Source organism: Sphingobacterium sp. UBA7249, assembly GCF_002472835.1.
In the GTDB taxonomy this organism is placed as follows: Bacteria; Bacteroidota; Bacteroidia; order Sphingobacteriales; family Sphingobacteriaceae; genus Sphingobacterium; species Sphingobacterium prati.
Genome location: NZ_DKST01000007.1, coordinates 355824 through 380250 on the forward strand (window position 1 = coordinate 355824; position 24427 = coordinate 380250).

At 37.8% G+C, this 24427-nt stretch carries 18 protein-coding genes; 12 read left to right on the forward strand and 6 right to left on the reverse strand.

The window, feature by feature from the left end; translation table 11 throughout:
- Positions 1-112 precede the first annotated feature (112 nt).
- Positions 113-901 carry a segregation and condensation protein A gene (locus B4A24_RS05500; protein WP_293943395.1) on the forward strand — a complete coding sequence of 263 codons (789 nt, stop codon included), beginning with the start codon at positions 113-115 and terminating at the stop codon, positions 899-901.
- A 118-nt stretch (positions 902-1019) separates the two neighbouring features.
- Here B4A24_RS05500 and thiL read toward each other — a convergent pair whose 3' ends face one another.
- Positions 1020-2072: a thiamine-phosphate kinase gene (gene thiL / locus B4A24_RS05505; protein WP_293943397.1), complete on the reverse strand. Its 1053-nt coding sequence runs from the start codon at positions 2070-2072 to the stop codon at positions 1020-1022.
- A gap of 156 nt (positions 2073-2228) precedes the next feature.
- Positions 2229-3224, reverse strand: a complete 996-nt coding sequence (gene nadA, locus B4A24_RS05510; protein WP_293943399.1) for a quinolinate synthase NadA — start codon at positions 3222-3224, stop codon at positions 2229-2231.
- A 2855-nt stretch (positions 3225-6079) separates the two neighbouring features.
- On the opposite strand from nadA, the gene nadB reads away from it, so the two are divergent.
- Entirely contained in the window at positions 6080-7672 is a 1593-nt protein-coding gene (gene nadB, locus B4A24_RS05515) for an L-aspartate oxidase (RefSeq protein WP_293943401.1), read from the forward strand.
- Positions 7673-7677: 5 nt separating this feature from the next.
- On the forward strand, positions 7678-8184 hold the full coding sequence (locus B4A24_RS05520) for a gamma carbonic anhydrase family protein (protein WP_293943403.1): 507 nt from the start codon (positions 7678-7680) through the stop codon (positions 8182-8184).
- 53 nt (positions 8185-8237) lie between these two features.
- Here the strand turns inward: B4A24_RS05520 and B4A24_RS05525 are convergent, their stop codons facing one another.
- From B4A24_RS05525 to apaG, 4 genes are all read right to left on the reverse strand, one after another.
- Positions 8238-9836 carry an Ig-like domain-containing protein gene (locus B4A24_RS05525; protein ID WP_293943405.1) on the reverse strand — a complete coding sequence of 533 codons (1599 nt, stop codon included), beginning with the start codon at positions 9834-9836 and terminating at the stop codon, positions 8238-8240.
- Positions 9837-9994: 158 nt separating this feature from the next.
- On the reverse strand, positions 9995-11854 hold the full coding sequence (gene mnmG, locus B4A24_RS05530; RefSeq protein ID WP_293943407.1) for a tRNA uridine-5-carboxymethylaminomethyl(34) synthesis enzyme MnmG: 1860 nt from the start codon (positions 11852-11854) through the stop codon (positions 9995-9997).
- A gap of 93 nt (positions 11855-11947) precedes the next feature.
- Positions 11948-13813, reverse strand: coding sequence for an ABC-F family ATP-binding cassette domain-containing protein (locus tag B4A24_RS05535; protein ID WP_293943409.1), 1866 nt, complete (start codon positions 13811-13813; stop codon positions 11948-11950).
- 352 nt (positions 13814-14165) lie between these two features.
- Positions 14166-14552, reverse strand: a complete 387-nt coding sequence (gene apaG, locus B4A24_RS05540; RefSeq protein ID WP_172392526.1) for a Co2+/Mg2+ efflux protein ApaG — start codon at positions 14550-14552, stop codon at positions 14166-14168.
- Positions 14553-14700: 148 nt separating this feature from the next.
- Here apaG and B4A24_RS05545 point away from each other — a divergent pair, with 148 nt between their 5' ends.
- From B4A24_RS05545 to B4A24_RS05585, 9 genes are all read left to right on the forward strand, one after another.
- Complete coding sequence (locus tag B4A24_RS05545) at positions 14701-15411, forward strand: SAM-dependent methyltransferase (protein ID WP_293943411.1); 711 nt, start codon at positions 14701-14703, stop codon at positions 15409-15411.
- 227 nt (positions 15412-15638) lie between these two features.
- Entirely contained in the window at positions 15639-16397 is a 759-nt protein-coding gene (locus B4A24_RS05550; RefSeq protein ID WP_293943413.1) for an alpha/beta hydrolase, read from the forward strand.
- Between the two features lie 19 nt (positions 16398-16416).
- Positions 16417-16902, forward strand: a complete 486-nt coding sequence (locus B4A24_RS05555; protein WP_172392523.1) for a hypothetical protein — start codon at positions 16417-16419, stop codon at positions 16900-16902.
- A complete protein-coding gene (locus B4A24_RS05560; protein WP_293943416.1) occupies positions 16892-17992 on the forward strand; it encodes a Nif3-like dinuclear metal center hexameric protein in 1101 nt (366 codons plus the stop codon). Before B4A24_RS05555 ends, B4A24_RS05560 begins: the two co-directional genes overlap by 11 nt.
- Positions 17992-18744 carry a zinc ribbon domain-containing protein gene (locus B4A24_RS05565; RefSeq protein WP_172392521.1) on the forward strand — a complete coding sequence of 251 codons (753 nt, stop codon included), beginning with the start codon at positions 17992-17994 and terminating at the stop codon, positions 18742-18744. The genes B4A24_RS05560 and B4A24_RS05565 overlap by 1 nt, the downstream gene beginning before the upstream one ends.
- Positions 18745-18960: 216 nt before the next feature.
- Positions 18961-22281, forward strand: a complete 3321-nt coding sequence (locus B4A24_RS05570) for a S41 family peptidase (protein ID WP_293943419.1) — start codon at positions 18961-18963, stop codon at positions 22279-22281.
- Between the two features lie 229 nt (positions 22282-22510).
- Positions 22511-23434, forward strand: coding sequence for a CPBP family intramembrane glutamic endopeptidase (locus B4A24_RS05575; protein ID WP_293943421.1), 924 nt, complete (start codon positions 22511-22513; stop codon positions 23432-23434).
- Entirely contained in the window at positions 23409-23618 is a 210-nt protein-coding gene (locus tag B4A24_RS05580) for a DUF2007 domain-containing protein (protein WP_172392518.1), read from the forward strand. The genes B4A24_RS05575 and B4A24_RS05580 overlap by 26 nt, the downstream gene beginning before the upstream one ends.
- Position 23619: 1 nt before the next feature.
- Positions 23620-24420: a phosphatidate cytidylyltransferase gene (locus tag B4A24_RS05585; RefSeq protein WP_293943424.1), complete on the forward strand. Its 801-nt coding sequence runs from the start codon at positions 23620-23622 to the stop codon at positions 24418-24420.
- The last annotated feature ends 7 nt before the right edge of the window (positions 24421-24427 follow it).

The following is a 24427-nucleotide window of genomic DNA, read 5'->3' on the forward strand; positions in this document are numbered from 1 at the left end:
TTTAATCTTTAAAATAAATCGCATTTCCATATTGAGCTACAACAAATAAAAACAGCAATAGTTTCTATATGAACGATTCCAAAAGATTTTATTGCGTAAATTTGTATAAGATATGCAAGTAGAAGAAGGTTACGAAATCAAGCTTCCTCAATTTGAGGGACCTTTTGATTTATTACTATTTTTTATCGAGCGGGACGAGCTGAACATTCATGATATCCCTATTTCGAAAATTACCGATGATTTTTTGTCTTACGTAAGTCAGATGCAGGCACTCAATATGGAGATGGCCAGCGAATTTATTTTTGTAGCCTCTACATTGATGCGTATAAAAGCAAAGATGCTACTGCCGAGACCAGATCTGGATGAAAATGAAAACGAAATAGATCTGAGAGAAGACCTCGTTCAGAAACTTATTCTCTATAAGCAGTTCAAAGAGGTCTGCGAAGGCCTCCGAGTAATGGAAGAAAACCGACTCCAGTTGTATAGTAGGGGCAATATCCATTATGATATACGCCAACAACTTCAATTGGATGCTACAGGTGAAAATCTGGATAGCTTTGATCTATACGGCCTGATGATGATCTATGAGCAAATGATGTATCAATTTCGCAATAGACCAGCCGAGGTAACGCATACTGTTGTGAAGTATCCTTATACGATTGAACAACAGAAAAAAGCAATAGCTGAGCTTATTGAAATCAATAAGAAATTAGATTTTCAGGAACTATTGAAAAACTCCGAAAACAAGGTTCAATTTGTCTATAATTTCCTCGCGATTTTAGAAATGCTCCAGCAGCGTCTTCTACAGATTGAAGTAGGATTAGGATACAACAATTTTAATGTCGAGGAGCGGGATCCGAAACAGGAAGATCTGGTACTCGAAGAAGAACTAGAACAATAAAAAAAGGTTGTCCGGCAAGCTGGACAACCTTTTTTTATTATCGTCTAAATATGTCAACATCCAACTTCTTCAATATCCATTCACTGAAAACTTTGCTGTTCTTTTTAGCTATCTTCATTTACCCCTTCTTTTTGAAAGCGTTCCAGCCCTGGGCCATAATTGGGTAAAGATTTCCGGATTTAGAAATCATTTCACAGCCTTCTGAAGCTGCCGTCATGTAGCCTATAATACTGATATCAGGTAAATTCTTGATCTTATCGTGATCCGCCTGTGCTATTGTAAACAGCAGTTCATAATCCTCACCACCATTGAGTGCTGCTACCGTCGGGTCAATACCGAATTCCCGTCCGGTATCGTAGGTCATCTGGTCCAATGGAATTTTTTCTTCATACAATCTACAACCTTTATCAGATTGTCTACAGATGTGAAGTATTTCGGAAGCCAAGCCGTCAGAAATATCCATCATTGCGGTAGGTATAAGATCTAATTTCGCAAATAACTCAACAATATCTTTTCGCGCTTCTGGTTTTAACTGACGCTCGACAATATAGTCTTTACCCTCCAGATCTGGCTGTACATTAGGATTCTCCAAATAGATATCTTTTTCCCTTTCCAATAGCTGCAATCCCATGTATGCTGCTCCTAAATCTCCAGATACACATAATAAGTCACCTTCCTTTGCTCCGCTACGGTAAACAATCTTATCTGCATCGGCATAACCGATACTTGTCACAGAGATAACGAGCCCCTGTGCTGAAGCCGAAGTGTCCCCGCCAACCAAATCAACATTATACTTCTTGCAGGCAATCAAAGCTCCTTGATAGATCTCTTCTACGGCTTCCAGTGGAAATTTGGAAGACAAGCCGATAGAAAATGTAATCTGGGAAGCTATTCCGTTCATCGCATAGATATCGCTCAAATTAACCTGGACTGCCTTATATCCCAAATGCTTTAAAGGGACATATCGCAGATCAAAATGAATACCTTCCAAAAGCAAATCGGTAGAGATCAAAGTCTTCTTTCCTTCAAAATCCAATACTGCTGCATCATCACCAATTCCTTTAATGGTAGATTTTTCGGTCAGCTCCACTGCTTTACTGATATAGTCAATTAAACCGAACTCCCCCATTTCCTCCAAATTGGTGCGTTCAGTATTATCAAAATCAAACATGTTAAAAAATTTAAAATTTTAAACTATCATATAATGGCCAAACAAGTATCTCATAACCGCTATCGTTTAGCCCCGTAAATAGCATTATAAAAACAATAATCGATATGAATACCAATGTGTTATCATATCGATTATCATCAAAAATTATACAAATTATTACAATCCCAAACTTGCTGATATCTCCAACATCCGCTCAATAGGCCGTTGTGCGCGAAGTATGACGTCTTCAGGAAGTAAAATTTCAGGCGATTCATATTTCAAACAATTATAAAGCTTCTCAAGCGTATTAAGCTTCATGTGAGGGCAATCATTACATGCACAGGCATTGTTTGGTGGTGCAGGAATAAAAGTCTTCCCTGGGCTTGCTTTCTGCATCTGATAAAGAATTCCAGATTCTGTGGCTACAATATAAACCTGCGCATTATCTGTTTGCGTAAACTTAAGCATCCCCGATGTGGAACCCACATAATCCGCTTTAGCCAAAATATGATCTTCACATTCAGGATGAGCAATAAACTTAGCTTCAGGATATTCACTCTTCAGGCGATCAATTTTATCTTGAGAAAAAATTTCATGGACCATACAAGCACCGTTCCATAATACGAGATCACGACCAGTTTTTTTCTTTACATAAGCCCCAAGATTACGATCCGGTCCAAAAATGATCTTCTGATCTATCGGAAGACTCTCTACAATTTGGACTGCATTACTCGACGTACATACAATATCAGAAAGTGCCTTTAATTCGGCAGTACAATTGACATAGGTAATAACCAAATGATCCGGATACTGTTCCTTAAATTTAGCAAACAAGTGTGGTGGACATGAATCCGACAACGAACAACCAGCTTTAGCATCCGGCAAGATAACCTTCTTTGTGGGCGAAAGTATCTTCGCTGTCTCCGCCATAAAATGTACTCCGGCAAAAACAATTAAATCGGCATCTGTCTTTGCAGCTTCCTGAGACAAGCCTAAACTATCTCCAATATAGTCTGCAATATCTTGAATTTCAGATTCCTGATAATAATGTGCCAAAATTACAGCATTCTTTTCTTTCTTTAATCGTTGGATTTCAGCTACCAAATCCAATGAGGGGTCAATCGGAGCATCATTATATCCTTTTGCCTGAAGCTCATAATTTACAATTTCCATGCGGGTACTTTCAACAGTTTATGAACACAAAAATACGCATTGTTACATATATAAAAGTCAATAAAAAGCAAATTAATCAAATATGTAGCTGAGCTCTAATGAGAAGATAATATAAATTTTAAATTAAATTATTATCATTAAAATAAATAAATAGAGATCCAACCCAATTTAAACCTTTTTTGAGTTGAATATTCAGAAAACTGCCTGGAAATATACCTTATATCAAAAGCTCAGAGGGTTTGCGCCGAAATCTTTCTAACCTAGAAAATGACTTTCTCTCTATTTTCCACTTATTGAACGTTCTTAGGCATAATACAAAACAAGCAAAAATATAGCACAAACGGAAGCTTTATTTATTAACATTTCACATTCAACTAGGATTTTGCGCCCGCCAGAATTTAAAATTTGCCAAGAGAAAAAGAAAGAAAAAATATATGAAAAGCTCAAAGGGTTTAAACGGAAAGTTGCAGCGCCCTGTTTCCAACAGGCAGCACAAATCACCATACATATCTAATGGCAAAAGGAAGAGATTGCAAGAGAGCCTGGCTGCTTCCATTATAAACTCGTTTAGAATGGAATATTTACATACCATAACCCAATAGCTTACTTTTAAGAAAACGTAGAAGACTTTATTTCGATAAAATTTAAAATTTGAGTCCATAAAATTGGAAGGAAATACATTAGGTCTAATTTTTCATTTATCAGATCTCAATTAAAGTCCATGATAATCGGATATTTTCGATGAATTATAGTATCATATCGTACAATTGATTGTGAGACGCCTCAAATTGAAAAACAGCACGACACATACTTTAACATATTAAAAGCGAAATTATTCGCGATAGCCAGGCAAAGACAGCTATCTGGGCTAGGATAGTTTCGAGCAGCTTTGAATAGCGAAGATTAGTTTAACAGTTTATTCGGTGCTTTCGTACTTCAAAGTCGTTTAGGATACAATTATTCTGTAAAAATTTAAAATAAAAAATTATAGCGCAAACTGGCGGGGTTTATTTTATCTATGAAATCATAAGAAGCAAAGTTAAAGCCCCATAGAATGCGATATTTGCGCCATTAATGGCTGAATAAAATTTTATGAAAATCTAAACCAGCTTGTATGAGGAGCTTTAAACACATTATTTTTCGGTTCAATAGATTTTGAATGAATAAGTTGAAAAAAATCTCAACTAGGCAAATGCTAGTGATATCCTACTTGAATAGGGAATAGTACACCTTATATTTTATTTTATTAATTTATAAAATAATAAAATTACAATAAGGTTATAAAAATTATTAAGATCTATTTTCAATAGCAAAAATAGGGCTTTACAATCCATTAAATCCAATAGGGCATTTAAAATAAAAATCTATCGCAATCAGGAGGACTTTATTTTTAAAATAAGCCCCTTGACATTCGTCTAAAAAATTTATTATAGCTGATAATGGTAATTATCAAAATCTAAAAGACTAAATTATATTTTTTTTTAAGCTCCCAATCGATACTGGGGTCGCAAATATAGTAAGAATCTTTATTCCACAATAATTTTTTAAAAATAATCTCCACGAATTTAATCCATTTGGCATTTGCTAATGGAGGCGATTCAAAGATCTATCGCAAGACCTGTTATCAAGCTGTTTAAAATCCAATAATCAATCAAAACGGCATTTACAAAAAAAATATTCAATTGTAATTGAGTTTAATTGTATTAAAATTGATAACAAAGCCTCCAGAAATCGCATAATTACCGAAAAATCCTACAAAATTTCAAATATTGCAAAGAAATCGGCTATAAGCTGATCTCCGAACAGATTTGCCAGATTTTATGCCCATAAATACACATTTTGAAATCTCCGCTGGTAAAAATTAATTCCGATTGATCCAAAGCCTCTTAAAATGCCATAAAATCTTAAAAATTTATAAAAAAATCTAATATGCAAATCTAAATCGCTTTAGAGAAACGAAAACAGCATATCGATAAAATTCAAATTTAAATATTCCATAAAAATTCATCGAAAACGCTCTCTGCACGGCATATTTTCAATTTTTTTTTAAAAAAAATCAAATATCCAAACCTAAACGGCTCAAAATTCATATTTCTTTCAATCTCAAAATTTTCAAAGCCTTTCAGACTTTGATAAAATTGAAATAAAGCTATCAAAGTCTAAATAATTTAGTCTAAACGGTTCAAAAACCAATTTCTGGGCTTAAAGACATAAAAATGCCGATACAAACCCTTTTATAATTCCATAAAAAGTTGTTTAAAAAGTTTTAAAAAAAATATTCCATTCTAAAAAGGTCTAAAATACCTCAAGAATCCAGTTATCGAAAATAAAGCCGTTTAGAATTGAATATTTCAAAAGGGGAGTTTATCCCTTTCCAAATATCGTAACCTAAATAGGTTTGATTCGATATTGACAAAGCTAAACAAAGATTCTCGAACGTATTCCACAATCTTTTTTTTCAATAAATACTAATATTTTAAATTAAAGATTCTCTTATTGTTTATTAGGGTGTGGAAAAGTGGTATAAATTGATCTGAATCGATTTTGATTTGCGGTTTTTATAGAGTTTTCAACAATTTTTCAACAGAATTTTTGCTTTAAAGAGCTGATTTTTAAAAATCTAATTTTTTCCGTTTTTTATTTTCCATAATTTTTTGTTGAATAGTTAGTGTCGATAAAATGTGGAAATCTATCAAATTTTATGCGGAAAAATAATTGGAATTCGTGCTGTGAATAGGGGATCTGTGGAATGTTAAATACTTTTCATTTTTATTTAACCTTTTATTTACACGTTTTCCACATTTTTCGTTAATTTCAACCATCACTTTTGGGGATAGTTTGTGAATTTTAAATATATGGCAGATAGAAAGGTAGATTTTTTGGTCATTGGATCAGGTATTGCCGGATTAAGCTTTGCGTTGAAAGCTTCAAAATTTGGTAAAGTGTTGATAGTCACGAAGTCCAATGAGGATGAGTCTAATACAAAATATGCGCAGGGGGGAGTGGCTGCCGTTGTGGATAAGTCTGATAGCTTCGAAAAGCATATCATTGATACTCAGATAGCTGGGGATGGATTATGTGATGTGGAAATTGTGGAAAACGTCGTTAGGGAAGCACCGGATCGAATTGCTGAACTTATTTCCTACGGAACCTCATTTGACAAGGAAGAATCGGGGGTATATGACCTGGCTAAAGAGGGCGGGCATTCGGCTCACCGTATTCTTCATTATAAGGATATAACAGGTTACGAAATAGAAAGAGCATTGTTGGAGCAGGCTCATAGCGATCCCAATATTGAAATTGTCACACATTATTTTGCTATTGATCTGATTACCCAACATCATATGGGGGAATATGTGGATAAGAATAGGGAGGATATTACCTGTTATGGTATCTATGCTTTCAATACTTCATCTCACCTCGTGGACAAAATTTTGAGTAAGGTAACTGTCATGGCTTCTGGCGGTGCTGGGCATGTATATTCGAGTACAACTAACCCGACTATTGCTACCGGTGACGGAATAGCCATGGTTTACCGGGCTAAGGGCAAGGTGCGTAATATGGAATTTATGCAGTTTCATCCCACTTCATTATATAATCCTAAGGATTCTCCGGCATTTTTGGTGTCTGAAGCCGTTCGCGGTTTCGGAGGGATTCTTAGACGGGTGGATGGTGATTCTTTTATGGAGGAATATGACGAGCGGGCATCATTGGCTCCCAGGGATATTGTGGCACGCGCTATAGATGCCGAGATGAAAAAGTCGGGTATAGATTATGTGTATTTGGATATTACCCATAGGGATAAGGAGGATATCATTAAGCATTTTCCAAATATTTATGAGAAGTGTCTCTCCATCGGATTGGATATGGCGACAGACTTTATACCGGTCACTCCGGCAGCACATTATTTATGCGGGGGAATTTATGTGGATGATTTCGGAAGAAGTAGTATACGCAACCTGTACGCTTGTGGGGAGTGTTCGTCAACCGGACTACATGGGGCAAATCGTTTAGCTTCGAATTCTTTGCTGGAAGCCCTCGTATATGCGCATCGCATCTTTTTGGATGCGACCAAAGCGATTGAATCCATACATTATGTTACTAATGTCCCGGATTGGGATGACTCCAAGACTTCACTTTCTAACGAGGACATTTTGGTTAGCCATAACTTGCGCGAATGTCAGAAAATTATGAGTGACTATGTTGGGATTGTCCGGTCAGATTTTAGATTGGAAAGAGCCCTAAAGCGTCTACATTTATTATATGCGGAAACGGAGGACTTTTATCGTAACACGAGGCTCTCTGTGAAGCTTTGTGAACTACGTAATGTGATCCAGGTAGCTTATATTGTAACCAAGTCGGCTATGCTGCGGAAAGAGAGTAGGGGCCTGCATTATACGACGGATTATCCACAACACTCAACTGTATTACAAGACACAATATTTTAGGACATATGGCACTTATTTTACCCGTTCTGGACAAGTCTCCATTGATCGCAGAAGAATGCTTTTTAGCACCCAATTCGACTATTGTGGGCGATGTGGAGATTGGCCACAATTGTTTGGTATGGTTCAACGCTGTAATACGTGGCGACGTTAATTATATCCGTATCGGGCATTATACGAATATCCAGGATGGCGCTGTTATTCACTGTACGTATAAAAAATGTGGAACGACGATTGGCAATTATGTTAACATTGGTCATCAGGCAATGGTACATGGATGTATCGTGGAGGATTATGTGTTGATCGGAATGGGTGCTATAGTCATGGACAATGCGGTGGTAGAATCCAACGTAATTATTGCGGCCGGTGCAGTTGTTCTGGAGAATGTCCGTTGTGAGTCGGGATTTTTGTATGCTGGCGTTCCAGCCAAAAAGATAAAAGCGCTAACTGATGAACAGAAAGCGCTTTTGAAGCAGTTGCCCCATAACTATGTATTATATAGTTCGTGGTTTTAGCTTAAACGTATTAGCACTGGATTTTTTGTGATATTTTTTAAAAAGCCTCAACGTTATTCTTTTTTGAGACCACTTAATGAAAAGCTATCTTTTTGTTCCCAGTTTGCGCGTATAGTGAAAACCTTATTTAAGTAGACAACAGGTTCTGGGAAAGTCTTCTTTTCAACATTTCCGGTATCCCATATTCCGTTGTCGTTATCATCTCGAATGACACGTATGGTATATTTTCCTCCTGGAAACTGTTTGTAAACTACCGAGGCGTTATTACTATTTATTTTGTCTAATCTATATATTCTATCTTTTTTCTCATTGATCAGTTCGACCAAGTAGGTTGTATTGCTATCAAGATCCGTAAAATCAAATGTTAGATCCCCATAGTTCTCGCTATCGTCATAAGTAAGATCAAATTTTTTCTCTTTATTTTGCTCTCCGAAATAGCCAGTTATAGCACCTTCGGTAAATTCTATTTGATATTTTTTATCCTTTCTCCAGTTATAGCGGATATGGTAGATATTGGAGTCATTTGTATCGACCGCCAATTGATAATTTGTTCTGAAAAGAGAATCCTCTTTGAATTTTAGCTTGGCTTTATCTATATTTTTTATCGGTGTAAAAGCGGATACCTGAAGGTGATTGATTCTGTCCACCTTTCCATTATTGGGGGTAAACTGGGGATCAATAACTTGTTCAATTTTTACATTTCCTCTTCTGACAAGAATGGTATCCAAAGGTTTCTCATCTTCTGTCAGAACAAGTTTTAAAGAGTCTATTTTTAAATTTGGCAGAAACAATGTAGCCGAATCCGAAGTCTTTGAGAATCGCACAATCTTATCTTTATTATTGACCTCATCGTTCAATATATTTAGTTTGGGATTATCAACTCTTCTATTGAAAATTAATAGGACACTGCCATTTTTTTCAAACTTCTTTTCCTGTGTACGGAATTTTTTTGGAATTGCTTTAAATACTTCAAGGTTGATATTGGTGAGATCATGTTCCAATACGATGGAATCTTTCAGAAAACCTATTTCTTCATCGGGTGAATTATAAATTCGGTCATTGTTCTTTTCCTGGAGCGCATAGATGCGATATGTTCCTTCACGGAGATTATTTAGTTTGTAATTTCCGGCAGTATCCGTTGTTGTAAATATATTGGCTTTCTTTTTTCCAAAAATCGAATCCTGGCTTATCGGAATTAGCAGAACTTTAACCTCTTTTAAAACCTCTTTTGTCATTGCGCTCTTTACATTGCCCGATATACTGAGTGAGTCAATTTTATCGCCTGTTGCAAATACATAAGCATAATTTACCAATGCATTTCCTGCATTATAATCTACTAGGCCTTTACCAAAATAAATACTATACGTCGTATTTTTTTCCAGGGAATCTGGTAGAGTGATTTCCAGATTTTTTTTCTTGATTTTGAATTGGGGATTACTTCCCATATCAGGTGTGATACTGAATTCCTTTTGTTGATTGGCCAACTTGACATACTCATCGAATGTGATGACGATTTTTTTCTCTGTAAAATTCTTCGAAAAGTTCGTAGGACTTTCCTGTAGAATTTTTGGTGGAATAGAATCTTTGGGCCCCCCTGTTGGCTGTTGTATACTCGCACATTGTATTGACAGCCCAATGAGCATTATAAACATGCTTAAAATAAGTAATCTCGTTTTTAAGCTACTTTTTAGCCTCTCTGAACTACTTTTATTACTTTTTAAAGAAGTTATCATAAAAAATAGAATATTGTCTTAAATCGCTTATTTTAAGCTTGTTTATTTTTGTTTGTAAAAATCTGATAATCAATTAATTAACTCATATGTACCATCAGAACGCTGATATCTGAAGGTGATACGCCCGAAATTCGAGAAGCCTGCCCTAATGTTCTTGGCTTTACCTTTGCTAATTTCTGTCTGGCTTCTATGGACAGTGAAGTTAACAAACTATAATCGAAATCAGGATTAATTTCTCTATCTTCCATCTTCTTCATTCGATTGACGATTTCGATTTCCTTTTCGAAGTAGCTTTCGTATTTGAGATTAATTTCTGCCTGCTCTATGGTTTCCTTGTCAAATTGGGAAACGTATTGAGCAAAGCCTTCGTCCCCTTTGATGATGTCCTGTATATTAACTTGCGGTCGGGCAAGTACGTTACTTAAACGTGTTTTTTGTGGAAGTGCAGTTGAACCTACTTCCGCCATTACAGTATTCATCTTCTCGAGATCTGTTGAATTCTGCTTGAGGTATTCAATGATGTTATTCGAGTTTTCTATTTTATCCTGCACTTTCTTTAGTCTTTCCTCCCCAACTAATCCTAATTTGTAGGCTAATGGTGTAAGGCGGATATCGGCATTATCCTGACGTAATAATAGACGGTGTTCCGCTCTTGAGGTGAACATACGGTACGGTTCTTCGGTTCCTTTTGTGACAAGGTCATCTACCAGTACACCGATATAGGACTCGGATCTTTTTAGAATAAGTTCTTTATCATCATTGACACGTTGATGTGCGTTTATACCTGCAAGGAAACCTTGCGCTGCTGCTTCTTCATACCCTGTGGTTCCATTGATCTGCCCGGCGAAGAAAAGATGTTTCACCAATTGAGTTTCCAATGTTAGGTCAAGTTGCATCGGTGGAAAGTAGTCGTATTCTATTGCATATCCCGGACGGTACATCTTTGCATTTTCAAAACCCGGAATGAGCTGCAGCGCTTTTAGCTGTACATCTTCAGGAAGTGAGGTTGAGAAACCATTTACATAAATTTCTACTGTTTTGAATCCCTCCGGTTCCACAAAAATCTGGTGCCGTTCACGCTCCGCAAAGCGGTTGATTTTGTCTTCTATTGAAGGACAATAACGTGGCCCTAATCCTTTGATCCGCCCGGTAAACATGGGTGATTTTTCAAAACCAGTGCGGAGCATTTCATGTACCTTGTCGTTGGTATATGTAATCCAGCAACAGCGTTGTTCAGTCGGCATCGCTACATCTGTATAGGAGAAACGTCCTTTCTTTTCATCGCCCCACTGTTCTTCCATAAGTGCATAGTTAAGACTACGGCCATCAATTCTCGGCGGAGTACCGGTTTTCATTCTACCTGATTCGAAACCCAGTGAAACGAGCTGTTCCGTCAATCCTGTAGCAGCCTTCTCGCCTGTCCTACCGCCTCCGAATTTTTTATCACCGATATGGATTACACCGTTTAAGAATGTTCCATTTGTTAGGACTACGGCATCCGATTCAATTTCGATTCCCATAGAAGTGATCACTCCGCATGCTCTTCCGTTTTTAACGATTACCTCTTTTACGGTGTCTTGCCACATATCCAGGTTAGGTAAAGATTCTAATTGTAATCTCCACTCTTCCGCAAATCGCATACGGTCATTTTGTGTACGTGGACTCCACATCGCCGGACCTTTGGAAAGATTAAGCATGCGAAATTGAATCGTTGATTTGTCTGCAATGATCCCGGTATATCCACCCATAGCATCTATCTCTCTTACGATTTGTCCTTTGGCTACACCACCTATAGCGGGGTTGCAACTCATCTGAGCTATCACACCCATATTCATTGTAATAAGCAAAGTTGACGAGCCCAGATTGGCGGCTGCGGCAGCTGCTTCACATCCGGCATGTCCGGCGCCTACTACAATTACATTATATTTTTTAAACATTTTTCTGTTCTTGTTCCACGTGAAACGCGGTGTTTTATTTGTTTACAAATTTACTCTTTTATTTACGTTCCACGTGAAACGCAAATGAAAAAATCACATTAAATCGGCAAGGTGTAACCATCGCTCAGATTTTTTGTCTATTTGTTCTTGCAAAGCTTTTATCTCTTCTGCCACTACTAAAAGTTTGATATGATCTGTTAATTGGTTTAATTCTCTACTCTTTGCTTTTAGTTGTATTTCGAGATTTTCTATTTCAGTTTCGAGTTTGTTATATTCAAGCTGCTCCTTGTAAGACAGCTTTTTCTTTTCTTCTTTTGCCTGAGGCTTCGCTGTTTCCTGAATATTCTTTTTTTGCTTTTCCTTTTCTAATTTTTGAAGTTCGTCTTGTTCTATTTTAAAGTCAGCATAGTTTCCATTATAGATACGGATCTTGCCTGTCCCTTCAAATATGAAAAGTTGATCTGTCAACTTATCCAATAGATACCTGTCGTGGGATACTAATATCAGTACGCCTCTATAGTTATCGAGAAACTCCTCGAGTACATTTAGGGTATCGATGTCTAAGTCATTAGAAGGCTCATCCAGTATAAGGAAATTTGGATTTTTCATTAATACCCGCATTAGTTGGAGACGTTTTCGCTCCCCGCCGCTAAGTTTATTGACAAAGCCAAACTGCTTCTCCGGAGGAAATAAAAAGTGCGTGAGTAATTGAGATGCTGTAATTACTTCTCCGTTTGCCATCTCAATATAGTCCGCAATATTTTTTACAACATCAAGTACGCGATCATTTTCGTTTACTTCGAGCCCCCCTTGTTTATAGTATCCATATACGGTAGTCTCTCCTACTGCTATGGTTCCAGCATCTGGCGTTTCTTCTTTTGTGATAAGATTTAGAAAGGTTGATTTACCCGTCCCATTCTTTCCAGCCAGACCTATGCGGTCTCCTTTTTTGAATGTGTAAGAAAAATCCGTAACGATTTCTTTTGGTCCATAATGTTTGGATACATGTTCCAATTCGAGAATTTTAGATCCCTGTCTACTTACTTTTACACTAAGTTGGACAGCGTCGTTTCCCTTTATTGATTTTGATTTTTCCTCCAGATCGTAAAACGCTTCGATACGGGATTTTGATTTGGTACCCCGAGCCTGCGGCTGGCGCCGCATCCATTCCAATTCTTTACGAAGTAGATTTCTGCTCTTTTCGACCATGACTGCATCTATCGTCTCGCGATCTGACTTCTTCTCTAAAAAATAAGAATAGTTACCTTTATAAATATATAGATTGCCCCTATCCAGTTCCCGGATTTCTGTACAGATATTATCAAGAAAATAACGGTCGTGTGTGACCAAAAGTACCGTTTTATTTCCGGTGGTAAGCAGCTTCTCTAACCATTCAATGGTCTCTATATCCAGGTGGTTGGTTGGCTCATCGAGGATATATACGTCCGGTTCATCTATCAAAAGCTTGGCAAGTGCCAGTCTTTTACGTTGTCCTCCGGAGAGACTTTTTATATCCTGTTGAAAATCCATAATGTTTAGCCGATTTAAAATCGTCTTTATATTATGCTCATATTCCCAGGCATTCAGTGAACTTATTTTTTCAGTGAGGTCTTCTAATTTTTTCTGATCGATATCACTGCTCTCAAGAAGTTCTTCGTATTCCCTGATTAGACGCTGCTGATCGTTGTCCGCACTATATATAAAATCATTGATTGATTTTAATCCTGTGAAATCAGGATCTTGTTCGAGAAAACCTATTTTTATACCTTTTTCCTTGACAACTTTTCCTGATGTTGGCAAGGTACGGTCTGCTAAAATGGAAAGCAATGTTGATTTGCCTGTACCATTTATTCCGACCAAAGCCACCCGCTCTCCTTTTTGGAGTCCGAAGTGTAAATCTCTAAAAAGCCACCTATCGTGGAAGGAATGGCTTACTTGTTCTGTAGCTAAAATACTCACGTTATATCACCCAAAAATTAATTTTAGTCATTTTAATACAATAAAATTCCCTTCAAGAATCCATTACCCTTGATGTTTTTTTAAAGTTTTGAAAATCAAACAGTTACATATATTTTTGATCTTCAATTATTTATATATTGAATCAATAATCTGTTTTGATTGCTGACTAATTAAATCTGTTGGATGGCTTTCTATACTATGTTAACAGGCGGTAAATTGCTGCTGCGCAGCACAGTCTCAGTAACAAGTTGATTTTAGAATGCATGCAAAAATAAAGAAATAGTTTCTTATTCGATGCGAAAAAAGCGTCGTTGTGTGATAAATTGGCAATAATGATATTACCTTGATAAACTTAATTCAATGCATAATCCGCAATCAGATTGAAACGTGGTATTTCAACCTGAAAATCACTATTATCCAAAGAACGGATCATGTTGTAATGTCCTTCCATAAAACCAAATTCGCTGTTGAGATTACATCCCGAAGTGTATTGATGTATCTGGCCGGGTTCAATTACAGGCTGCTCCCCCACAACTCCTTCGCCTGATACCTCCCTATAGTCGCCTTTTGCATCGAAAATTTTCCAGTAACGACTGATCAGTTGTACGGTGTAATCGCTCAAATTTTCTATGCTAATGTGATAAGCAAACATAAAATGTTCACGGTCGGGATTGGAATACTCCGATTGATAGATGGTTTCAACCGAGATTTTTACGCCTTCTGTAATTTGTGTGATCATTTGGATGATGTTTATTGTTGCAACAAATACTTATGCTAAAATACTAATAATGAGTTTAAAATTTGCAAATTTAATCAATTTTAACGATTTGCTTATGCTAAGTTTAAAATTACTATAAGCAAATGGCCGTTAATTAGTAGGTTTGTATATGGCAAATGGTATATTATATTTAATTCCCGTTCCTTTGAGCGATGATGCTGCATTCCAGTCTTTTACTCCCTATTTGGTTGAAACAATCAATACATTGGACGAATATATCGTTGAAAATGAAAAGACTGCAAGAAAGTTTCTAAAGCTGGCAGGTTTAAAAATACCCCAAAGTGAATTGAAAATACATGATTATGGGAAACATGCACGGGACAAAGGAAATATTAGTGATTTTTTTGAGGGCTTGAAGCAAGGTAAAAATGTAGGTTTGATGTCGGAGGCCGGTTGTCCAGGAGTAGCGGACCCAGGCGCTTCTGTTGTTGCCCGTGCGCATCAGCTCGGGATTAAAGTGGTGCCATTGGTTGGTCCCAGCTCAATCTTATTGGCACTTATGGCTTCGGGGTTTAGTGGACAGAAGTTTGCTTTTCAAGGTTATTTACCTATTGATAAAAATGAGCGTACGAAGAAGATCAAAGATCTTGAGCTGCAAGCTATCCGTGAGAAGCAAACCCAGATTTTTATTGAAACACCTTTTCGGAACAACCATCTTCTGGAAGATCTTCTGAAAACATGTAAACCGAATACCCAGCTCTGTGTAGCTTGCAACGTGACTTCTGCTGATGAATCTATAAAGAGTCTGACTATTGCTGAATGGAAAAAACAAAAAGTGGATTACCATAAAAAACCAACCATATTTTTATTGTATGTCTGATTAGTTCTATAGGGTTCTCCCCTACCCTGCTTTGCCCTGCTGGGTAATTTTAATATAAAATACGTGTTTAAAAACAAAGGGGCGGGCTGTTGGCTTATGAGTAAGTACTTACATATACTATTTTCAACAGCGAAATAGTATATGCTTATTGGAACATAGTAATTTGTTGAGTAGTTTTAGAAATAATGTTAGAACTATTGGTTTAAATATAATCTAAATATAATAGAATGAATTTTAGTAAATTAGGTTGTTTTATCTTGTTTTTTTCATTAGTTATTAGCTTAAAATGTGTTTATTCACAGCAAGCTACCTATGTCATTGTGCATGGCGCTTGGGGTGGTGCTTGGCAATTTAAAAATACAGCAAATGAATTAGAGAAAGAAGGACATAAAACCTATCGACCCACACTAACCGGCCTTGGAGAACGTTATCATTTAGCGGATACTACTATTCGTTTGCAGACTCACATTAAAGATGTGATCAATACGATCTTGTTTGAAGATCTTCGAGATATCGTTTTAGTCGGCCATAGTTACGGTGGAATGATAATAACAGGCGTAGCAGATAGTCTTCCAGATCGAATTAAAAAGTTGGTTTATTTAGATGCCATCTTCCCTGATAATCAAGGATCTGTGATGAGTTTGATGGTTAAACCAGGTAGTAGCAATAGCCTTTTAAAACTTGATAAAGATGGTTATATTATTCCATTTTGGGTGAAGGATGAGAGTAAGTTTCCGCGGGATGTCCCCCACCCTTTGAAGACGATGACTGATAGAATCAATTTAAGAAATCCGGAGAGAGAGAAAATTCCGGCTACTTACATCTTGACCTACCAGGATGATAAGGCAATGGACAAAGATGACTTTTACCCATTTTATGCGAAGGCAAAGCAACGTCATTTTAAAACCGTTGAATTGATTAGCGATCACAACCCGCAAATAAAAAAGCTGAAAGAATTAGTAGATTTGTTATTACAGGAAAAATAAATAAGAGTAAGATATCCAAATGACGCAAGAAGAATTAGTAAAAGAATTAAGTAAACCCGAAGTACTGTATACAGCCTTAGGTCTGATCCTTATACGCATTATTATTTGGTTGTTGTTTGCGAATACGATTCGCAGAACATTAAGCCTGATAGCTGTGGAAAATAGATTGATGACACCCAATCAATCTTGGTTGGTTGCCATTCCATTAGTCAATATTTACTGGAATTTTCAGGTTGCTTCCCGCTTAAGAGATTCGCTCATCAATGAGTTCTATGATCGTAAGATTGCTGTTGAGGAGAATCCAACCTTTCGGAAAGGATCATTATATTCCTGGATCTATTTGGCTACAAATATTCCCCTGCCGATTTCCATTTCAGGTGTGCTTGTTATCATGCACTTTGTCACATTGGCTAACTATTGGTTTAATATCAATGCAAATCGTAGAATTTTGGAAGAACATGATAAATTTCGAGAAAAGGAGGTCATTATAAACGATGAAAATTAAAGCAGTTATTCAATACCTGGAGCAGCTGGCTCCATTGGATTTACAGGAATCTTACGATAATGCCGGACTTATTGTCGGCAATGCAGATCAAGAGATTACCAAAGTATTAATTTCGTTGGATTGTACGGAGGAAGTTGTACAGGAAGCGATCGAAAAAGGGTGCAATTTGATTGTTTCACATCATCCCATTGTTTTCAAAGGATTAAAAAAAATCAACGGAAAGAATTATGTTGAGCGTACTGTCATAAAAGCTATAGAAAACAAAATTGCCCTTTATGCAATACATACCAATTTGGATAATGTTATCGGTGGGGTTAATTCAAAAATAGCGGATAAGCTGGGATTGGTTAATCAGGCGATATTGGAATCCAAGCCCAATGTACTGCGCAAGATGGTTGTATTTGTGCCTAGGAGCCATGTAGAAGAAGTCAGGACAGCGTTATTTGATGCCGGAGCGGGCCAGATCGGTAAGCACTACGACCAATGTAGTTTTAATACTGCTGGTTATGGAAGTTTTAGACCTTTGGCGGGATCCGAACCTAGTATAGGCGAAGTAGGAACGCAAGAACGTGTTGAAGAAACGCGGATTGAAGTGATCTATACACGTTCAATTGAACGAAAACTCCTTTTGGCGCTTTATGAAGCACATCCTTATGAGGAGGTTGCTTACGATCTTTTCGATTTACAGAATACTGCAATAGAAATTGGCGCCGGAATGATCGGTAATTTATCAGAACCCATGGATGAGTTGGAGTTTTTGGCTTACCTGAAGAAGAATCTTAACTTAATTGTTATCCGTCATACAGCGCTTCTCGGAAAAAAGGTTAGTAGAGTTGCTGTTTGCGGTGGTGCAGGCGGTTTCCTATTGAGTGCGGCAAAGCGATCAGGAGCTGATTTTTTTGTAACAGCTGATTATAAATACCATGAATTTTTTGATGCGGAGGGTGAAATTGTTATTGCAGATACGGGACATTTTGAGAGCGAACAATTTACGCAGGAATTATTGTACGACATTATTACGAAAAAATTTCCTAACTTTGCAACCTTGACAACAGAAATAGATACAAATCCTATAAAATACTACAGTTGATGGAACAAACCGTAGAACAAAAATTGAAAGCACTATGGCTTTTGCAAGCCATACATACTAAAATAGACAAAATTCGCCAGGTTCGTGGTGAATTACCTATGGAAGTTGCAGATCTTGAAGATGAGATTGCGGGTTTAGAAACTCGTATTGAGAAGATCAGAACAGACTTAGACGATTTAGAAGATTCAATCGTTAAGCGTAAAAACATGATTAAGGATGCCCAGGCTGCCATCAAAAAGTATGAGTCGCAGTTAAATGAGGTAAAAAATAATCGTGAGTACGACGCTATTTCGAAAGAAATTGAAATCCAAGGTCTTGAGATTCAGGTTTGTGAAAAGAGAATCAAAGAAGCAGAATTCGAGATTCGTAACAAAACAGAAAACTACGATACCACGGTAGGTAACCTGGAATACAGCAAAAGCGAACTAGAGGGTAAAAAGAAAGAATTGGAGACAATTACTTCTGAAACTCAAAAGGAAGAAGATGCTTTATTGGCTAAAGCTGCTGAGGCGGAAGCCAATATCGAAGAACGTTTGGTAAAAGTTTACTACCGCTTACGTAATTCCTTCAAAAATGGTTTAGCAGTCGTTTCGATTGATCGTGATAGCTGTTCAGGATGTCACAATAAGATCCCGGCTCAGATGCAATCTGAGATTCGTCAACGTAAAAAAATCATTATCTGCGAACATTGTGGTCGTGTTTTGGTGGACGAAGGTATCGTATTGGAAATCGAACAGGAACACGGTTTTTAATCGTCAATAAAAGGATAAAGCCCTGCCCAAAAAGCAGGGCTTTTTTTACGCTATATTTTTTTATGCAACTTTGTTGATATACGAAGTGATTTACTAAACAAAATAGTAGCTTTGTATGGTAAGTTTTAACCTTTATATTTTTATGAAGTTGATATGCGGAGTAATGTACTGAACAAAATCATAGTTTTGCATATTAATTTTAACCTTTGAACATTTATGAATAAAACTCATTTTAAGTTGATTGCGGCATTTTTGATCGGAACTTCATTTCTACAGGTCAAAGCGCAGGAAACTTTATTGCTTCGAAACCCAAGTATCAGCGCAAGTAATATTGCTTTTGTGTACGGCGGAGATATCTGGATAGCAGACAAGAATGGTGCAAACCCAAGGCGCCTCACAACAAATCCCGGTGTCGAACAAAATCCAATGTTCTCTCCTGACGGGAAGAAAGTTGCTTTTACGGGAAATTATGATGGTAATACAGATGTATACGTTCTTCCTATAGAAGGTGGAGAGCCCCAACGTATCACTTATCATCCTTCTTCGGACGTATTACGTGGCTGGTTGAATAATGATGAAGTTTATTATACAACATCGCGTGACTTCACCTATGCACTAAGCCCGCGATTATACAGTTCTACTATTCAGCGATTAGGGATGGACAAAGCTTTACTAATGCCTGAAGCGACACAAGGTAGCCCTTCCGCTGATGGCCGTTATTGGGCTTATATCAAAAATACGGATCCGACAGAGCGGGATCGCGTAGCTTTCAAGCGCTATAGAGGTGGTGGTACACCTACCATTTGGATTTTTGATACAAAGACTAAGGAAATAGAAGCAATTCCCCAGGTAAAAAGCAACGATGTTAAGCCCCTTTGGTTAGGTAATAAGGTTTATTTCCTGTCCGATCGGGATAAAATAGTCAACATCTTCAGTTACGATACCAAGTCCAAGAAAGTTGAAAAGCTAACTGATTTCAAAGATTACGATGTGCGCTCGCTAAATGGAAACGGCAATGAATTGATTTTTGAATATGCAGGTGTATTGAATACATTAAACTTAACTAACAATAATAAGGTAACTGCCCTACACATTAGTGTAAACACAGATGCGATGTTTAAGCGTCCTTTCTATAAAAATATAAAAGACGACATTCGTTACGTTGCCCTATCTCCCACAGGTCAACGTGCGTTATTTGAATCTAGGGGCGAGATCTTCACCGTACCCAAGGAGAAAGGTGAAGCGCGCAATTTATCGAATTCGCCGGGGTCACACGAACGTTTTCCGGATTGGTCGCCCAACGGAAAATGGGTTTCTTATATCTCAGATAAGAACGGTTCTTATCAGCTCGTTTTAGTGGATCAGTTTGGAAAGGATCAACCGCTATATTTCAATCTGGGCGAGACCAATTTTTATTTTGAACCTACATGGTCTCCGGATTCGAAGAAGCTGTTTTATAACGACGCTCATCTCAATCTGTACTATATTGATATCGCATCTAAGACCATAGTGAAGGTTGCGGACGATAAACTGAGCGGCCAAACCGGCAGAGTTTCGAATCATTTTCAACCGAGTTGGTCTCCGGATTCCAAATGGATTTCATTTACACGTACCTTAGAAAACGGCGTACCGGCTGTATTTATGTACAATCTGGATACCAAGAAAACGCAGCAGATTACAGATGGCATGAGTTCTGTTCGCAGCACTGCTTTTTCACAGGATGGGAAATATCTTTTCTTTACAGCAAGTACCAATACAGGATTGACCAATTCTGGTCTGCACATGTCGGCTACACAACGTAATGTTGACTATGCCGTGTATGCTTTCATTCTGTCAAGTAAAACCCCTTCTTTCTTTAAGAACGAAAGTGATGAAGAGCAGATTCGTGAGGATAAAACCGATAAACCAGCGGAAAAAGAGAGTAGCAAAAATGCACGTGTAAAAGAAAACGATAAAAAAGCACCGAAAAAGGATAAAAAGGAGGAAACTCCGGCGAATAGACCTGAAGACAAATCCATTCAGGTAGATTTTGACCGTATCGAAAATCGTATTGTAGCTTTACCTTTGCCAGTAGGTACCTATTGGAGTCTGAATGGACTGGTTCCAAACCAGTTGACTTACCAGCGCGGAGGTACCATCGGAGCCTATGATTTCAAAGATCTGGAAAATAAGACATTGGTTGAAAATGCCCGTAGTTTTGTAATCAGTGCCGATGGCAAAAAAATGTTATATCAGACTGGGAATGGTTATAATATTGTGACGGCTGGACAGAAAGTAGCGTCTCCGACGGCTGGCGTCATAAAATTGGATGGCATCCAACAATTGGTCGATCCTGCTGCAGAATGGAAACAGATCTTCAACGAAGTTTGGGCCATGCAGAAAGACTATTTTTATGTCGAGAATATGCATGGAGCAGATTGGAAAGCCATGAAAACCAAATATGAAAAGTTTCTCCCTTTTGTCAATCACCGTTCTGATTTAGGTTATTTATTGAACGAAATGATGGGCGAGATGGTTGTTGGACACAATTATATTTATCCAGGTGATCAGCCAGCTAGTCCATCTGTATCAGTGGGCGTATTAGGGGCCGACTATACGATCAAAAATGGATATTACCAGATCGCAAAGTTATTTACACGGTTGGAATGGAATCCTTCTTTTAAGGCACCGTTGGCAGAACCCGGATTGAATATCAAAGAAGGTGACTACATTGTCGCTGTAAATGGTATTGAATTAACTGAAGACAAGGATATCTATAGTTTATTTGATAATACTGTAGGTAAACAAGTGGCGTTAAAAATTAATTCCAAACCATCGCTTGTTGGTGCCCGCGAAGTCGTTATAAAACCGATTTCCTTTGCAGACGAAATGAGTTTGCGCAGCATGGAATGGGTGGAGCGTAACCGCAGGAAAGTAGATCAGTTAAGCAATGGACAAATTGCTTATGTATACATGCCAAATACAGGTCCTGAGGGGTACACCTACTTCAATCGCTATTATTTCTCCCAGATGGATAAAAAGGCCCTTCTGATGGACGAAAGAAACAATGGTGGTGGCTGGGTAGCCGATTATGTCATTGACTTACTCTCGCGTGAATTAATTTCCGGCTGGGGTATCCGTGATGGTAAAGGATTTACGACTCCAGGCAATGGTATTTATGGGCCAAAGGCAATGATCATAAATGAAAATGCGGGTTCGGGAGGTGATATGATGCCTTATATGTTCCGCTTCAAGGGGCTAGGTAAGCTGGTCGGTCGTACAACAATGGGTATTTTGGTCGGTATCAGTGGATATCCGCCGTTGTTGGATGGTGGACGCATTACCTCGCCAAACTTTGGGGTATACGACCTGAAAGGTAACTGGATTATAGAAAATGAGGGTGTCGCTCCAGATATATTTGTGGAGCAATTGCCGAAGGATCTATTAGAAGGACGTGATCCACAATTGGAAAGAACGGTGAAGATTTTATTGGAAGAAATGAAAACCTATCCTTACAAAAATCTACAAAAACCAGCAGATCCGATACGGGTAAATTAATAGACCAATATCGATAATGCATAAAAAGGTTCCNNGGAACCTTTTTATGCATTATCTAAGCGCTATTTACTAGATTTTGATACTTATTTTTTAGTGTTTCCAACTGATCTGGAACCTTTCATAATACCGTTTTTTCTACTGATCTGGCCAGGGATGTCTTATTGAATTGCAGCGAAATTTATAAAGTGGCATGCTTTTATTGTTATCTTTAAAACATATTTTAAATTTTATGTATCCCGAGCAAACTACTTCCCCATTTCAATCATTATTGCGTCTGGTCCTGTTGGTCATCGGATTTACCTTTCTCTCACAGGTCATCGGTATTCTTATGCTCTTTTTCTATTACAAATTTACAGGACAGGTATTTTCATTGGCTACCCTCATGCATGGTTCCGCAAATGAAATGCGCTTTTTGTTGTTGATGAGTAGTTTGGGATCCTTTGTTGTGCCGGCCTGTCTAATGCATACACGTGAGGGGTACGGAATTACTTATTTTAAACAAGAATACGCGCCACAGGCAAAGCAGTTTGCCTATATCTTTTTTGCCATGCTTGCTTTTATGCCGCTGATGAGTATAATCGGACATTGGAACGAATCATTACAGTTGCCAGATAACATGAGATCCGTACAGGTTTGGATGGAGCGCAGCGAGCAAGAATCAGGAGATCTGATCAAGGGAATTATCATAGAAACAAGTTTTATGGGATTTCTTTTTAATCTGGTGGTTCTGGCGTTGATACCAGCCATAGGCGAAGAACTTTTATTCCGCGGTGTCCTTCAAAATATCGTGGGAAGGTGGGTTTCGAATTCCCATGTTGTTATTTGGGTTGTCGCTATCGTCTTTAGTGCCATACATCTGCAGTTTTTTGGATTTATACCACGAATGTTGCTGGGGGCATTTTTTGGCTATCTGTATGTATGGAGCAAAAACATTCTCTTGCCTATTTTTGGTCATTTTGTCAATAACGCCGGAGCGACAATGATGTCTTTTTATTATACAAGGAACGGTAAAAGTTATGAAGAGATCAATGCATTCGAAATGCAGTCTTGGTGGATATATGTTGTAGGCTTCATTTTTACTGCTATTTTTGTATTCTTATTTTATCAGTCAACACAAAAAGAAAACCATGGAGAACGATTGGAAGAAAATTAAGACGTATACAAATGCTATTCAGGCCGAAATAGTGAAACAAATGCTGGAAGAGAATGGTCTTCCGACTGTTGTATTAAATAAACAGGATTCTTCTTATCTGTTTGGAAAGATAGAGTTGTATGTTAGCGAAAGCTCGGTTGAAGCTGCTGTAAGATTGATCGAAGAAGCAGAGGGAGAGCAATAAAATGAAAACAAGAGCAATAACCGGTGTCATTTTTGTTGCGGTCATGGTAGCATCTACCCTATTCGGCCCATACTTATACAGTATATTTTTTACGCTGTTGAGTGCGTGGTGCTTGTATGAGTTTTATGGTATCGTGTCGTCCGAAGAGCGTGCGCCTAATAAGGCCTTGGGAATTATCTTAGCCGTGACACTGTTCGGTTTGGGGTCTATGGTAGCCATGAATATTTTGGAAGCTAAGTTTCTATGGCTCATTACGCCATTGATCGGTTTAACGTATATTATTTCACTTTTTCAAAAGCGAAGTTTTCCCTTTAATGATATTGCCTATACTTTTTTGGGTATCTGCTATGTCACATTTCCCTTCTTTCTTTTTGCAAAGTTGGGTTTTATCAATGGCGTTTATAACCATTATATTCCCCTTGGTTTTTTAATATTGCTCTGGACCAATGATACCGGAGCATATCTTGCCGGCCGGAGCTTTGGTAAACATAAACTTTTTGAGCGTATCTCTCCAAAGAAGACCTGGGAAGGTTTTTTTGGCGGTTTCATTTTAGCAATAGTCGTCGCTATAAATCTTGAAAAATATTTTGGAAGCTTGCCTTTATGGCAATGGATTACTGTTGCCATGATCATCAGTGTTGTTGGAACGTTAGGAGATCTGGTCGAATCAATGTTAAAAAGGAGCTTACACGTCAAGGATTCGGGTAGTATCTTACCGGGGCACGGTGGTTTCCTGGACCGTTTTGATGGTCTGCTATTGGCGGCACCGCTGGTTTACGTTTTCTTAATTTTAATCAGTTAACAGCATT